General features: G+C 59.5%; 10 protein-coding genes. 6 read left to right on the top strand and 4 right to left on the bottom strand.

The features are described from left to right. Positions 1-84: 84 nt before the first annotated feature. Both LIO98_RS09235 and LIO98_RS09240 read right to left on the bottom strand, forming a co-directional pair. The gene (locus LIO98_RS09235; protein WP_291955906.1) at positions 85-624 is read right to left on the bottom strand and encodes a nitroreductase family protein; all 540 of its coding nucleotides are present in this window, start codon (positions 622-624) and stop codon (positions 85-87) included. 82 nt (positions 625-706) lie between these two features. Beyond that, complete coding sequence (locus LIO98_RS09240) at positions 707-1,402, bottom strand: metal-dependent hydrolase (RefSeq protein ID WP_291955909.1); 696 nt, start codon at positions 1,400-1,402, stop codon at positions 707-709. Positions 1,403-1,607: 205 nt separating this feature from the next. Between LIO98_RS09240 and LIO98_RS09245 the strand changes: the two genes are divergently transcribed. The 3 genes from LIO98_RS09245 to LIO98_RS09255 are packed head-to-tail and all read left to right on the top strand — an operon-like array spanning position 1,608 to position 2,563. Next, positions 1,608-1,871: a type II toxin-antitoxin system prevent-host-death family antitoxin gene (locus LIO98_RS09245; RefSeq protein WP_291955911.1), complete on the top strand. Its 264-nt coding sequence runs from the start codon at positions 1,608-1,610 to the stop codon at positions 1,869-1,871. Continuing rightward, positions 1,864-2,169 (top strand): type II toxin-antitoxin system RelE/ParE family toxin, encoded by a 306-nt coding sequence (locus tag LIO98_RS09250; RefSeq protein ID WP_291955913.1) that lies wholly within the window; start codon positions 1,864-1,866, stop codon positions 2,167-2,169. Before LIO98_RS09245 ends, LIO98_RS09250 begins: the two co-directional genes overlap by 8 nt. Positions 2,170-2,212: 43 nt before the next feature. After that, positions 2,213-2,563: a tRNA-binding protein gene (locus LIO98_RS09255; protein ID WP_291955915.1), complete on the top strand. Its 351-nt coding sequence runs from the start codon at positions 2,213-2,215 to the stop codon at positions 2,561-2,563. Between the two features lie 227 nt (positions 2,564-2,790). On the opposite strand, the gene aspS is transcribed toward LIO98_RS09255, so the two are convergent. Then, positions 2,791-4,578 carry an aspartate--tRNA ligase gene (gene aspS, locus LIO98_RS09260; protein WP_291955917.1) on the bottom strand — a complete coding sequence of 596 codons (1,788 nt, stop codon included), beginning with the start codon at positions 4,576-4,578 and terminating at the stop codon, positions 2,791-2,793. Between the two features lie 36 nt (positions 4,579-4,614). Continuing rightward, positions 4,615-5,865: a histidine--tRNA ligase gene (hisS, locus tag LIO98_RS09265; RefSeq protein WP_291955920.1), complete on the bottom strand. Its 1,251-nt coding sequence runs from the start codon at positions 5,863-5,865 to the stop codon at positions 4,615-4,617. Positions 5,866-6,339: 474 nt separating this feature from the next. Between hisS and LIO98_RS09270 the strand changes: the two genes are divergently transcribed. The 3 genes from LIO98_RS09270 (at position 6,340) to LIO98_RS09280 (ending at position 14,291) form a co-directional block, all read left to right on the top strand. Continuing rightward, the gene (locus LIO98_RS09270; RefSeq protein ID WP_291955923.1) at positions 6,340-8,790 is read left to right on the top strand and encodes a LuxR C-terminal-related transcriptional regulator; all 2,451 of its coding nucleotides are present in this window, start codon (positions 6,340-6,342) and stop codon (positions 8,788-8,790) included. A gap of 766 nt (positions 8,791-9,556) precedes the next feature. After that, the gene (locus tag LIO98_RS09275) at positions 9,557-9,931 is read left to right on the top strand and encodes a hypothetical protein (RefSeq protein WP_291955925.1); all 375 of its coding nucleotides are present in this window, start codon (positions 9,557-9,559) and stop codon (positions 9,929-9,931) included. Positions 9,932-10,076: 145 nt separating this feature from the next. Continuing rightward, on the top strand, positions 10,077-14,291 hold the full coding sequence (locus LIO98_RS09280) for an acyl-CoA dehydratase activase-related protein (RefSeq protein WP_291955929.1): 4,215 nt from the start codon (positions 10,077-10,079) through the stop codon (positions 14,289-14,291). Positions 14,292-14,344 lie beyond the last annotated feature (53 nt).

Consider the following 14,344-nt stretch of genomic DNA (forward strand, 5'->3'; position numbering starts at 1 on the left):
CGATATTACACCCGCCGCGCGCGAACAAAAAAAGAGAGGGAAAAATCCCCCTCTTAAACTTTTACATGCCAACCGCGCAGTCCGTCAGTCGATAATCTTCGCGATCTCGCTGACATCTTTGCGTTTCTTCTGGCGCACGCTCTCGTCCGCCGCATATCCGACCGCCACGACCGCGCGCACGGTGTCGCCCTCCGGCAGCCCCAGCAGGGCTTTCACCTCGGCGTCGTTGAAGGTGCCGATGACGCAGCAGCCCAGCCCCTGCTCCGCCGCCTCAAGGATGAGATAGGCCGTCGCCATGCCGACGTCTCCTTCGGAGTAGCGCTTCGAGTCGTAATGTTCAACGACTAAAGGCATCAGCACGGGCGCCGCCTCCTCGGCGACAACGATAAATGCCGGAGCCGCCTCCGCCCATTTGTTAAGTCCGATCTCCTGCACCAGCTTCGCGAGCGCGCCTCTTTTCTCGTCGTTTGTGACGATGACAAACTTCCAGGGCTGACTGTTGCAGGCCGAGGGAGCCAGCGAGGCCGCTTTCACGCAGCGCACCAACAGTTCGCCGTCTACCGCCTTATCCTTAAAATTGCGGCAGCTCTGACGGCGTTGTGCCAGTTCGTAAAAATCTTTCATTGGTATGCCTCCTTATAATCAAACGATCCGCCGCGGCAAAACCTGACGCGTTTATCTCACAGGTCAGATCTGCCGGCAGCGGCTAAAACTCGAGCGTCTGGCCGGGAGCCAGGATCACGATCTCCGTCCCCAGCAGGTCGGCCTCGGCGACGGCCATCGAAAAGTCTTCAGGGTCGGCCTTTATCTTCGGGAAGGTGTCATAGTGCATCGGGATCGCCTTGATCGGATGAATAAAGTCGGCGGCGCGCGCCGCGTCAGTAATATCCATCGTGAAATAGCCGCCGATCGGCAGGCAGGCAACGTCGATCTTCTCCGCCTCAAGCAGTTTCATCTCCATCGTCAGCCCCGTGTCACCCGCGTGGTAGACCCTCTTGCCGTCCACCTCAATGACGAAACCGCAGGCGACGCCGCCGTAGCGCGTCTCGCCGTCCTCAATGATAGGATCGCCGTGCCAGGCGGGGGTGAGCTTCACCTTGCCAAAGGGAAACTGCGCGCGTCCGCCGATATGCATCCCCTCGGTCTTGACACCCTTAGAGGCGAGCCAGGCCGCCGTTTCGTTGCATGTATAGACGGTCGCGCCCGTGCGCAGGGCTATCTCGATGGTGTCGCCCAGATGGTCGCCGTGAGTGTGGGTGAGGAAAATCGCGTTGATATCGGTGAAATCGGCCGCCTTAGCCGCCGCCTTGGGATTGCCTGTAAGAAATGGGTCGATGAGCCCCTTGAGCCCCGTACCCTCAATGTAAAATGCGCTGTGTCCAAGATAACGAAGTTTCGGCATAAATTATACCTCCATGCACTAAATTTATTTTTATCCGTTACTGCTTAACTATTATAATGTATCTCAATAAAAATAAATATGGTATATTTGCCGAAGAAGATTTTTTACAGACCTGTGGCCTTTACGGAACTTTGCCGCCTTCGCCACGCAGATATATTTTTCAGTATATAATAATGATATAATTACGATATGGAGATGATATAACATGTTTATAAAACCTTCGACCGCACTGCGCAATGAATATAACGAAATCGCCGAGCTATGCAAAAAAGAAGATTCCCCCGTTTTTCTAACAAAGAACGGCGAAGGCGACCTCGTGGTGATGAGCGTTGAACACTACACCAGACGCGAGATGATGCTTGACCTGCGCGAAAAACTGCTGCGCAGTGAGGCGGAGCGGCTCGCAGGCTGCCGGAGCTATTCCGTCGACGAGGTGAGCACACGGCTTAAAGAGCTGATTGATGAATAGTTTCGAGGTACGCTTCCTTGAGGCGGCTCTCACCGACCTGGAGGAGATCATCATCTATATCGCCGCGGAAAGCAGGGACGCCTCAAAAGAGCTGCACCATCTTATCATCAAGCACGCGAACGAACTTTCAGCGTTTCCCTGCCGTGGAGCCAGAATTCCGGATGAAAAAATCGCCGCTATGGGCTTTCGCTGTGTTCCGGTTGGGAAATACCTCATCTTATACAAGGTGGAAGAGGCCACCGTATTCATCCATCGCGTGCTTGACGGCAGACGCAGCTGTCCGGGGATATTCTCCTGAACAGTCAGACAGCAATGAAAAAACACAATATGGAGATGATAAAATGACGGCTCCGGTAAAGGCTAACATCGGGATGGACCTTGTCGATCAGATAGATATCCGCGTCGGCACGATAAGGACTGTCGAAGATGTCGCAAATTCAAAAAAACTTGTAAAACTCGGCGTCGATTTTGGCGGTTTTACAAGGACCATACTGGTGGGGATGAAGGGCGAGAGGGAAGATCCCAAAGAGGTCGAGGGGAAACAGGCCCTCTTCATCGTCAATTTAGAGCCAAGAAAGATGGCGGGAGAGCTCTCCGAGGGGATGCTTTTTGACATCGGCTATGCGGACAAAATCACACCCGTGCTCGCGCAGCCCGAAAAACCGGTGCCTGACGGCACAAGGGCGGGATAAGAGAGAATTACGCGCAAGAATCTCTCTATTGTAAATGTTCCCGCCTCCACCGCAAAGTAACCATGAGCAAAGGCTATTTTTTTTAGGGCCGCTGCCCCATTTGACCATTTTCGTGGTCTCACGAAAATGGTCGGGAACCTCAGAACCGTAACGGTAAAAAACGCTTATACACAATCAAGCCGCCGCATCTCTGCGGCGGCTTGATTGTGTCTTATCTTCTATCGCTATTAAACCAGCGGCTCGATCGTCTTGATCGAAAGCTCTTCGAGCTGCTTCGCCTCGACCTCGGAGGGAGCCTCCGTCATCGGGCACTGGGCCTTCTGATTCTTCGGGAAGGCCATAACGTCGCGGATCGACTTGCTGCCCGTCATCAGCATGACGAGGCGGTCAAGGCCGATGGCCAGTCCGCCGTGCGGCGGCGTGCCGTAGCTGAGGCCGTCGAGCAGGAAGCCGAAACGCTCCCTGGCCGCCTCCGGCGTGAAGTTCAGCGCCTGGAAGGCCTTCTGCTGCATCTCGGGGTTATGTATCCTTATCGAACCGCCGCCCAGCTCCGTTCCGTTGAGGACCACGTCATAGGCGCGGGAGCGCACCTTGCCGGGTTCGCTGAGCAGGTACTCCATATCCTCGTTCATCGGCGCGGTAAAGGGGTGGTGGACGGCGGTATAGCGACCCGTCTCATCGTCCCATTCAAAGAGCGGGAACTCCGTCACCCAAAGGAAGCGGAAGCCCTCCTCCACCAGCCCGCGCTCGCGTCCGAGCTCAAGGCGGATCTGCCCCAAAATCTCGCAGGCCCTGCGCCAGCTCTCGTCGGCCATGATAAAGAGCGCGTCGCCGTTTTCGATCCCCGAAAGCTCCTTAAGCTTCGCGATACGGCCCTCGTCAAGGAACTTCACGAGCGGCCCCTTGAGCTCGCCCTCCTTGACCTGGAAATTCGCCATACCCTTCGCGCCCAGCGCCTTCGCGCGTCCCTCGAGATCCGAGAGCTCCTTGCGCGAGAGCGCCGCGCCGCCGGGCAGGCGCAGCCCCTTGATCGTGCCGCCGCCGGTGACCAGCGCCGCGAAGGGATTCTCGCCGCCGGCGAAGACCTCCTCAAGCGGCACCATCTCCAGCGGGATACGCATATCGGGCTTGTCGATGCCGTACTTGTTCATCGCTTCGTCCCAGGTCATGCGCAGGAAAGGCGTCTTTACCTCCACGCCCTTGATCTCCTTGAAAAGCCCCGCGAGATAATTCTCGACGAGCGTCATAATATCCTCTTCGGTGATAAAGCTCATCTCAAGGTCTATCTGCGTGAACTCCGGCTGCCGGTCGGCGCGCAGGTCCTCGTCGCGGAAACACTTGACGATCTGCATATAGCGGTCACAGCCGCTGACCATCAGCAGCTGCTTGAAAAGCTGCGGCGACTGCGGCAGCGCGTAAAACTTGCCTGGGTTGACGCAGCTCGGCACAAGATAATCGCGCGCGCCCTCCGGCGTAGACTTCGTAAGCATCGGCGTCTCGACCTCGATAAAACCGTTATCGCCGAAATAATTGCGCGTATAACGCGTCACTTCGTGGCGCGTCCTGAGATTCGCCTGCATCGACTCGCGGCGCAGATCGAGGTAGCGGTACTTCATGCGCAGATCCTCGTTGACGCTGTCGGCGTTATCCAGCTCGAAGGGTATCAGCTTCGCCGGCGCGAGCACGATAAAGTCGTCGACCAACAGCTCGACGGCTCCCGTAGCAAGCTCGGGGTTCTCCGTACCCTCGGGACGGCGGCGCAGCCTGCCCCTCACGGCAAGCACATACTCGCTGCGCAGCGCGCCCGCGCGCTCGTGCGCCTCGGCGTTCAGTTCGGGGTTGAAAACAACCTGCGTCACACCCGTCTTGTCCCACAGCTCAATAAAAATTATCCCGCCAAGGTCGCGGCGGCACCTGAGCCAGCCGTTAAGTACAGTCTCTTTTCCTGCGTCCTCAAGGCGCGGAGCCCCGCAATACATGGTTCTTTGCCAGGAGGCGTCATAATGTCGGTCCATCGGTCATCCCTCTTTATCTGAAAATATTCTCTATGATTATTTAAGCTTATTGACGATCTGCTCCACCGTCAGCTCTTCCTGCACGCCCTCTTTAAGATCCTTCAGAGTGACGACGCCTCTCTCCACCTCGCTCATGCCGAGGATACAGGCGTACTCCGCGGAGGCGCCCGCCGTCTTCATCTGCCCCTTCATCGCCCTGCCCATATAATCCATATCGGCGGAGATGCGGTTCATGCGCAGCGTGCGCATCAGGCTCATCGCGTCAAGACGTGCGTCGGGCTCGGCGGCCACCACATAGACCTTATTCTCCGGCTTCCTGCCGAAAGAGCAGCCCTGCGCCTCCATCGTAAGGATGACGCGCTCGATGCCGGAGGCGAAGCCAACGCCCGGCACATGCGGACCGCCGATCGCCTCGGAGAGATTGTCATAACGCCCGCCGCCGCAGACCGCGTTCTGCGAGCCGAGATCGCCGGAAAGAATCTCATAGGCCGTCTTCGTATAATAATCCAGGCCGCGCACCAGGCGCTTGTCGTGCTTGACCACCGCGCCGATCTTATCCAGGCCGCGCTGCAGCTGCTCAAAGTGCTCCTTGCACTCATCGCAGAGGTGATCCATCACCGAGGGCGCGCCCTCCGTGATCTCCTTGCATATCGGGCTCTTACAGTCCAGAATCCGCAGCGGATTACGGTCAAAGCGGCTCTTGCAGGAATCGCAGAGCTCGTCGAAGCGCGGCCTCAGATACTCCTGCAAAGCCTTGCGGTAGACCGGACGGCACTTGGGGCAGCCGACCGAATTAAGCACCACCTGTAAATTCGAGAGACCGAGACGGCGGTAAAGCTCCATCGAAAGGTCTATCACCTCAAGATCCACAAAGGCGTCCTGCGCGCCGAGCGCCTCGATATCGAGCTGCACGAACTGGCGGTAGCGTCCCTTCTGCGGACGCTCATAACGGAACATCGGCCCGATACTCCAGAGCTTCGCGGGCTGCGTGCCCTTACTCATCTCATTCTCCAGATAAGAGCGCACCATCGAAGCGGTCAGCTCCGGGCGCAGAGTAATGCTGCGGCCGCCCTTGTCCGTGAAGGTGTACATCTCCTTCTCGACGACGTCCGTCGTCTCGCCGACTCCGCGGCAGAAAAGCTCCGTATGCTCGAAGATGGGAAGATGTACCTCTCTATATCCATAATCATCCGCAACATTGCGGCACATCTGCGTTACATAGGCCCACTTCCAAGACTCGTCGCCAAGTATGTCCCTTGTTCCACGCGGCGCCTTGACTGCTTCCATCCCAACCGCCTCCCGGTAAGTTTTTGATTGACCAGCAGGACTCCTCCGCGCGGCCATAAAAGCCGCCGGCCCGCCCCTCGGAAAAAATAATTCCCGTTATTCAAATGAATATAATACTTCATAAGTACATAGCAAGACAAGACAAAAGAGAAAAATTTTTTACCTTTTACCCTTTATCGCTCATCTTGCCACACCGCAAACAAAGAGCAAAAGAGACGGCCGCCGTCACTCCGGCAAACCGGAGACACACAGCCTTTGGGAGAGGGTACAAGCTGCTCAAACGGCTGTGATTTCTCCCTTTTGTATGCTAAAGTAAGACCGGATGCGGAAAAACAGAACCTTCCGCACTCTCTGTGCACACAACTAAAAAATAAAAAACGCCGACTGGACAAAACACTGCGGCGTCAAAAACATACGCGTAAAACCCTGCCCCACGCCGCCGCGCGGCGGGCCGGAAAGAAAGAGGAGACGTAAATGTCCAGAACCACACGCCGCAACACCGAACTGCATTTCTACTCGCCGAGGCTGCTGGAAAAACTGCGCACCCTGCTGAAAGTCAAAGCCGCGCTCGTGGAGGCGCCCGCCGGATTCGGCAAATCCACCGCCGTATGGGACAGACTCAACGACGCCCGGCAAAAAGGGAGCTGCGTCATATCGCTGCTCTGCCATGAAGAGCCCGCCGCGGACATCTGGCGCCGCTTCTGCGCGGCCATCGGCGAAATATCCCCCCAAACCGCCGCCGCTCTCTCGTCCTTCGGCGTGCCTGACCAGGACACCGCTGGCGCGGCCGCCGCGCCGCTCGCGGAGATGAAATGCGGCGAAGAGACCTGCCTCCTGCTGGACGACTTCCAAAAATGGGAGCCACGCCTGCCGCGGACCATCTGGAAAGAGCTGCTGCGGCACGAGAGCGAAAAACTGCACCTCATCGTCGTCAGCTGGCCGCTGGAGGGCTACCGAGAAGAACTCAACGGACGCTGGGAGAGACTCTGCATCGACGGCGGCGACCTGCGGCTGAGCGCCGGGGAGATTCGCCTCTACTTCAAAGCCGCCGGCTTCACCCTCGCCCCCGGCGAAGAAGAAGAGGCCGAACGACTCACGGGCGGCTGGATCATGCCGCTGCGCCTGCAAATGCTCCACTACCGCGAAAGAGGCCGCTTCCTACAGGAGGCGGACACCGAGGCCCTCTTCCGCCGCATGATCTGGGAGCGCCTCGACGCCCGCGAACAGGACTGCCTGCTGCGCCTCTCGCCCTTCGACCGCTTCACCCTGCCGCAGGCCAGGGACATCCTGGGAATCGACGGTCTGCCGGACTGGGCCGTAAAACTGTTCGACCGCCATATCTTCATCTCCCGCGCCGCGTCGGAGCAGAGCTACGAACCGCACAGCCTGCTGCTCGACTTTGTGCGCGCGCGGCGCGAGACCCTCGCGGAAGAGAGGCGGCGGGAGATACTCGAACGCGCCGCGGCGTGGAGCGCCGCGCACGGAGACCTCCTGCGCGCCTTTGAACTCTACCAGCGTCTTGGGGAATACGAAAAAATACTCGAACTCGACCTCATCTCCGTGGAGCTCGGCGAACTCCCCATGCCAAAGCGCGACCAACTGCTCCACGACGTCGTGGCGCGCCTCACAGGCGAACTGATACGCCGCTACCCGATGGCCGTGCTCAACCTCGCCTTCGAACTCTTCGCCGCCGGAGACATCCCCGCCCACTGCGCCCTCTGCGCGCGCATGGAGGCCGAATTTTCGCGAATCCCCGAAGCGGAGGGGCGCGACCGCCTGCTCGGTGAAATAGAGCTGCTGCGTTCATTCCAGCACTACAACGACATTGAGGCGATGAGCGCGAGCCACCGCCGGGCGCTGGAACTCATCGGCGGCCCCGCCTCCCTCGTGCGGCTCGACGCCATGTGGTCTATGGAAAACCCCTCCGTCCTCTTCATGTTCCACCGCGAAGCGGGGGCGCTCGACCGCGAACTCAGCTCTATGAAAAAATGCTTCCCGCACTACCTGGCCCTCACCAACGGCCACGGCAGCGGCGCTGACACCGTGATGGAGGGAGAGGTCTTCCTCATGCGCGGCGAACTGGCCGCCGCCGGCGACGCCGCGGGAGACGCGCTGGGACAGGCGGCGCTCAAAAAACAGACCAGCATCAAACTTGCGGCGCTCTGCCTGAAAGGGCGGATCGCCATCCTCGAGGGCGACGCCGAACAGCTGAGAAACATCCTCGACGAACTCGGCGCCCTGACAAAACACGGCGCGCAGCGATCGGAACGCGTTGAGGCGGGGCTGGCGCGCTCCCTCCTCATGGGACTGCCGGGACGCCCGGCGGAGATGGAACCCTGGCTCAAAAACGGTGAAATAGAGGGCGGCAGAGTGATGATACCGGCAGTACCATTCGCCCAGACCGTCTACGGGATCTGGCTGCTGCAGACCGGCGGCTCTCCGGCGACGGCGGAATTTCTCGCCCAGGGCCTCGCGATGGCCGCGGCCCTCAATTACTTGACCGCGGCCATCTACCTACGGCTCTACGAAGCCGTCGAACTGCTTCGGGCACAGCGGCTCGGTCACGCGGCCGCGGCCCTCAAAGAGACGCTCGCCCTGGCCCTCCCCGACCGCCTCTTCCTGCCCTTCGCCGAATGGTACGAAGAGATAGAGCCGATCCTCGAAGAATGCTGCGCCACCTCCGAGGCGACGGCCATCCGCGGACTTGCGGAGCGGCTGGCGGCGGGGCGAAAAGACATCCTCTGCGGGCAGCGCTTCACCCTCTCCGAAGCGGAGCTGCTCGTCGCAAAATGCGCCGCGCGCGGCATGCACAACGCCGAGATCGCCGAAGAGCTGAACCTCTCGCCGAACACGATAAAAAAACACCTCAAATCCATATTCAAAAAACTGGGAATAGAAGACCGACGGGATATCCCCACCCTGTAAATCAACGTAAATCGGCGTTTATACGCGCCGCTGACTTAGCTCAACAAGGGCGGAAAATCCTGCGGCAGGCGCACCCGCATGCCGCGGCAATATGGATAATTTGAAAATGTCCCCGCCCCGTGGTGGGGACATTGCCTTGCGATCGACGCACCAAAGTGCGCCTGCGGTTTTCCGCCCTTATTTCGCGTCGTCATCGACACGTCTAAACGCCGATTTCCTTCGGGCGGGAAAAAGAAATAAAGTGCGGTTTATCTTCGATAAGGTAAAAGATAAATACGATTTAGCTTCGATAGGGGAAACGATAAATCGTGATTTACCAAAGATTTCGGCTCCCTCTCTGAGGCGGCCAGGGAGCCGAAATCTTTGATTTCGTGCGATTCGGCTGGTAGTTACATCAGAGCTGTCCCGTAGGGACTGAGGGAGAGTTGACCTTAGGTTCTTCCGCGGCTTTCGCCGCGGGCTCAGTATGGCGCGGAAATCGCGCCATACTGAGCAACACTCCCTCCGTCTCGCCGCAAAGGCGTCGGCGATCCACCTTCCTCAGAGAGGAAGGCTTTAAGAAAAAACCACCGTTTATCATCGATATGGTAAAAGATAAACCGCCATTTACCGCTTTCCCAATCCCAAGGAAATCTCCCGGATACGGAACACGCCGCAAACGCTGCGTATTTTACTGATATCACGGATGGAATATCTTTATTTTAAACAGGAATATGCTTTTTTTATTAAAATATGATAATCTATTAGTGGTAAAGGAGGCGGTCTCATGGAATATATTTGCGGTTTACACAAAAGATATAGCTGCGCCATGACGGTGACGGCCTTTTATATCATTGTGCAGGCCTTTTTATTGCTCGCCTGCGAAGGTCCGTCGGCCTCCTGCCTCCAGGACCGCGGCAGCATCTACGTCATGGAGGCGATGAAGAGCATATCTTCCACAACGCTCTCGCAGCGCACGACGGAGACACGCCCCTCATCTTTATCGGTAATGACCGTCCCGGCGCCCAGAGCCCTCTCCGAAGCCTTTTCGGACGGGCTTAATCTTGCCGCTGAACGCACAAGAAGCTGGGTTCTCTGGGATATTTTTATCGGCAGCGAACAGGAATCACACCCCTCCTCCGACATGGTCGCGAGGAAATAATCCCCCTTTTTCTCTGAATACCGCAGACTTTTCTAAGCCGCGCCAGTAAAAAGCACGGCGGACAGTGTCGTCAAAACGCGGCGGCCGCCGGATGGCGGTCAGCCGGCGCGGCGTCTTTATCCATAATGATCAGGGGGGAGCAGCGATGGAACTTCTTCACGCGGGGCTCGATATAGGTTCGACTACGGCAAAGGCAGTCGTCCTCGATGAATATGACAAGATTATATTTTACCGGTACAGCCGGCATTTTGCCGATATCCGCACAGCTGTGGAGCGGCTTGTCGGTGACATAAAGGATAGTTTTTCCGGCGCGAAGCTCACGCTCGCGATGGCGGGCTCCGGCGCTCTGGAGATCGCGCGGGGCATGGACGTGCCCTTCACACAGGAACAGATCGCCTGCACGGCAAGCATCACGCGCTTTTTGTCGGGCGTCGACGTATGTATAGAGCTGGGAGGCGAGGACTCGAAGATAACCTTTTTCGACGAGTCGGGAGCCGAACAGCGCATGAACGAGACCTGCGCCGGCGGCACGGGGGCCTTTCTCGACCAGATGGCCTCCCTCTTCGGCACGGACGCCGCGGGGCTCAATGAGCTCGCCAAGGGGCATAAGACGATCTACCCCGTCGCCTCGCGCTGCGGCGTCTTCGCCAAGACGGACGTGCAGGCGCTGCTGAACGACGGCGCCTCGCGCGAGGACGTTGCGGCCTCGATCTTCCAGGCTATCGTCAATCAGACGATCAGCGGCCTCGCCTGCGGCAGGAAGATCGCGGGACGTGTCGCCTTCCTCGGCGGGCCGTTTTATTTCCTCTCGGAGCTGCGTAAGCGCTTCACGGAGACGCTGCGCCTGCCGCCCGAACAGTCTATCTTCCCGCAGAATCCGCACCTCTTCGTCGCGATGGGCGCGGCGATCAGCGCGAAGATGCAGGGCGCGGTGGATGCCGACATCCTGCAGCGGCGCGCGGAGAATTTCTTCGTCTCCCACCGCGAAGAGCGCGGCTCGAAACTGCGCCCGCTCTTCCGTGACAGGGGCGAGCTCGCGGCCTTCCGCGAAAGGCATTCCGCCTGCCGCGCCAGGCGCGTCGATATGCGGGATTATCAAGGCGAGGCGTACCTCGGAATAGACGTGGGCTCCACGACGACAAAGATGGTGCTCATCGGCGGCGGCGGCGAGCTGCTGTTTTCAAGATACCGCCTGACGGGCGTCGGCGACCCACTCGAAACGGTGCGCGAGACGCTCTCGGAGCTCTATTCGCTGATGCCGGAGGGCATAACGATCAGAGGCAGCGGCGTCACGGGATACGGCGAAAAGCTGATAAAGGCCGCCTTCGGCGTGGACGTCGGCGAGGTGGAGACGGTGGCGCACGCGAAGGCCGCCGACTTCGTCCTTCCGGGAACGGATTTTGTGATCGATATCGGCGGGCAGGATATGAAGTGCCTGCGCATCAAGGACGGCGTGATCAGCGGCGTGTTTCTCAACGAGGCCTGTTCCTCGGGCTGCGGCTCTTTCCTCCAGAGTTTCGCGAAGTCGCTTAATATGGAGATGGACGAGTTCGCCCGCGCCGCCGAGGAGTCGGACTCTCCCGTGGATCTCGGTTCGCGCTGCACGGTTTTTATGAATTCGCGCGTGCGCCAGGCGCAGAAGGAGGGGGCCCCGGTGCGCGACATCTCCGCCGGTCTCGTCTATTCTGTCGTTAAGAACGCGCTCTATAAGGTGCTGAAGATCAAGGACCCCGCGGAGCTGGGCAGCCGCATCGTCGTACAGGGCGGGACCTTCAGGAACGACGCGCTGCTGCGGGCCTTCGAGCTGGTGACGGGGCGCGAGGTGGTACGCCCCGATATTTCGGAGCTGATGGGAGCCTTCGGCGCGGCGCTGATCGCGAAGGAGCGCCGCGGGGCGAAGAGTTCGCTGCTCGGCGCGGCGGCGCTCGATGAATTCAAGACGACGGTGACGACGCGGAACTGCGGCGGCTGCGGCAACCGCTGCCTGCTGACGCTTACGCGCTTCCCCGACGGACACAGCTATATATCCGGCAACCGCTGCGAACGCGGCGGCGCCGAGGAGGACAGGGGGCCGCTGCCGCCGAACCTCTTTGAAAAGAAGTACCGGCGGCTTTTCGATTACTATAGGCCACTGGCCGCCGCCGAAGCGCCGCGCGGTACGCTGGGCATTCCGCGCGTGCTCAATATTTATGAAAATTATCCCTTCTGGTTCACCCTCTTTACGGAGCTTGGCTTCCGCGTGGAGTTATCTTCAAAGTCGCCGGACGAAAATCTCGGCATCGAGACGATCCCCTCGCAGACGGTCTGCTATCCCGCAAAGCTGGTGCACCGCCATATCACTGAGCTGCTGGAGCGTGGCGTGAAGAATATCTTCTATCCCATGATCCTCCACGAGAGACGGGAGTTCGCCGGGGCGCAGAACGATTACAACTGCCCCGTCATCACCGGTTATCCCGATGTGGCGCGGCTCAATATCGACCGCCTGCGCGGCGAAGGGGTGAATTTCATCCAGCCTGCGCTCGCCATTGAGGACGAGGCGGCGCTGGTAAAGACGCTCTCGGGCGCGCTCGCCGCCTTCGGAGTCACGAAGGACGAGCTGCGACGCGCCGCCAAACTCGCAGAAGAGGCGCGCGCCACTTACAGGGCGGACGTGGAAAAACTCGGGCAAGAGGCGCTCACCTATCTGAACGAGCACGGCGGCATCGGCATCGTCCTCGCGGGACACCCCTATCACCTGTCGCCGGAGGTCAATCACGGCATCCCGGAGCTTATCGGCAGCTACGGCGTGACGCTCTTCACGGAGGATTCGATCTGCGGCCTCGCAGACGGCCTTGAGGAGGCGGGAGAGGTCGAGGCAGTGGATCAGTGGGTATATCATTCGCGCCTCTACCGCGCCGCGATGGTGACGGCGAAACACCCCGGATTCAGGAATGTAGAGCTCGTGCAGTTCAACTCCTTTGGCTGCGGGCTGGACGCCATCAGCGCGGAGCAGACGGCGGATATCCTCACGCGCCACGGCAAGCTCCATACGCTGATAAAGATCGACGAGGGGAAGAATAACGGCGCCGTCAAGATCAGGATACGTTCGCTGCTCGCGGCGATGAAGACGGAGAGGAACGGCGCGGGAGCTTATACGGAGCCGCCGCTTAAAAAGGGACGTCCCGCCGTCAGCCCCGAGGGACGGACGCTGCTCTGCCCGCCCCTCTCGCCCTTCCATTTCCAGTTCCTGGAGACCGCCTTCGAGGGCAGCGGCACGAATTTCAAGGTGCTGCCGGAGGGGACGCGCGAGACGGTGGAGCTGGGGCTGCGCTATGTCAATAACGACGTCTGTTATCCGGCGATGATGGTCGTAGGCCAGTTTATCGAGGCGCTTAAGAGCGGCCTCTACGACCCGGGACGCACGGACTGCCTCTACGCCCAGACGGGCGGGGCCTGCCGCGCGAGCAATTATATACATCTCCTGCGCGGCGCTCTCGACGCCGCAGGGTTCCCGCAGGTGCGCGTGATGGCGCTCAACCTCCAGAAGGAGGGCGAGGCGGAGAGGTTCGAACTGCCAACGCGCGTCGGCTGGCGCGCGCTGCTCGGCCTCTTTTACGGCGACCTGCTGATGCGCCTGCTGCTGCGCACGCGCCCCTACGAGCGCGAGAGGGGCGCGGCGATGAGGCTTCACGACCTGTGGGCGGAGCGCATAAAGGACAATATCCGCGCGGGAAGCTGGTTCCGCTTCCGCCGGGACGTCACGGAAATGACGCGGGACTTTGCCTCCGTGCCGATCGATAATATCAAACGCCCGCGCGTCGGCATCACGGGAGAGATACTCGTCAAGTATCACGCTAACGCCAACGAACGCCTCATCGAACTTATCGAGGAGGAGGGCGGCGAGGCGGTGGTGCCGGATATGGGCAACTTCCTCTCCTATTGTCTTTTCGATCCGGTATACGCCAACAGGCACCTCGCGGGAGGCTTCTGGCCCCGCGCCGCCGGCGAGGCCGGCATGTGGGTGCTCAAGAGGGTAAAGGCCCCGATTGCGAGAGCTTTGAAGGGAACGCGCTTCGGCGAGCTGCACAACATCGAGGAGCTCACGAAGCTCAGCGGCGGCGTAGTATCCCAGGCGAACCAGGCCGGAGAGGGCTGGCTGCTCACGGCGGAGATGATGGCGCTCATCGAGGGCGGCGTGGGGAATGTGCTCTGCGTCCAGCCCTTCGCCTGCCTGCCGAACCATATCACGGGCAAGGGGGTCATCAAGGAGCTCAAACGCCGCTTCAAAGGCGCGAATATCCTGCCGCTTGACTACGACGCGAGCGTGAGCACGACGAACCAGCTGAACAGGATTAAACTTTTGATGGCTACCGCCCGGTAAATCGGCGTTTATCAAAATCGGCGCGAATAAGCACCGTATGCGTCATAAGCCGG

Origin of the sequence: Cloacibacillus sp., from assembly GCF_020860125.1 — a bacterium.
Taxonomy (GTDB): domain Bacteria; phylum Synergistota; class Synergistia; order Synergistales; family Synergistaceae; genus Cloacibacillus.

What these genes read in the sequence shown, in the direction of transcription:
- LIO98_RS09235 (WP_291955906.1), bottom strand. Translation starts at nt 624, where the DNA reads ATGAAAGATTTTTACGAACTGGCACAACGCCGTCAGAGCTGCCGCAAT.
- LIO98_RS09240 (WP_291955909.1), bottom strand. Translation starts at nt 1,402, where the DNA reads ATGCCGAAACTTCGTTATCTTGGACACAGCGCATTTTACATTGAGGGT.
- LIO98_RS09245 (WP_291955911.1), top strand. Translation starts at nt 1,608, where the DNA reads ATGTTTATAAAACCTTCGACCGCACTGCGCAATGAATATAACGAAATC.
- LIO98_RS09250 (WP_291955913.1), top strand. Translation starts at nt 1,864, where the DNA reads ATGAATAGTTTCGAGGTACGCTTCCTTGAGGCGGCTCTCACCGACCTG.
- LIO98_RS09255 (WP_291955915.1), top strand. Translation starts at nt 2,213, where the DNA reads ATGACGGCTCCGGTAAAGGCTAACATCGGGATGGACCTTGTCGATCAG.
- aspS (WP_291955917.1), bottom strand. Translation starts at nt 4,578, where the DNA reads ATGGACCGACATTATGACGCCTCCTGGCAAAGAACCATGTATTGCGGG.
- hisS (WP_291955920.1), bottom strand. Translation starts at nt 5,865, where the DNA reads ATGGAAGCAGTCAAGGCGCCGCGTGGAACAAGGGACATACTTGGCGAC.
- LIO98_RS09270 (WP_291955923.1), top strand. Translation starts at nt 6,340, where the DNA reads ATGTCCAGAACCACACGCCGCAACACCGAACTGCATTTCTACTCGCCG.
- LIO98_RS09275 (WP_291955925.1), top strand. Translation starts at nt 9,557, where the DNA reads ATGGAATATATTTGCGGTTTACACAAAAGATATAGCTGCGCCATGACG.
- LIO98_RS09280 (WP_291955929.1), top strand. Translation starts at nt 10,077, where the DNA reads ATGGAACTTCTTCACGCGGGGCTCGATATAGGTTCGACTACGGCAAAG.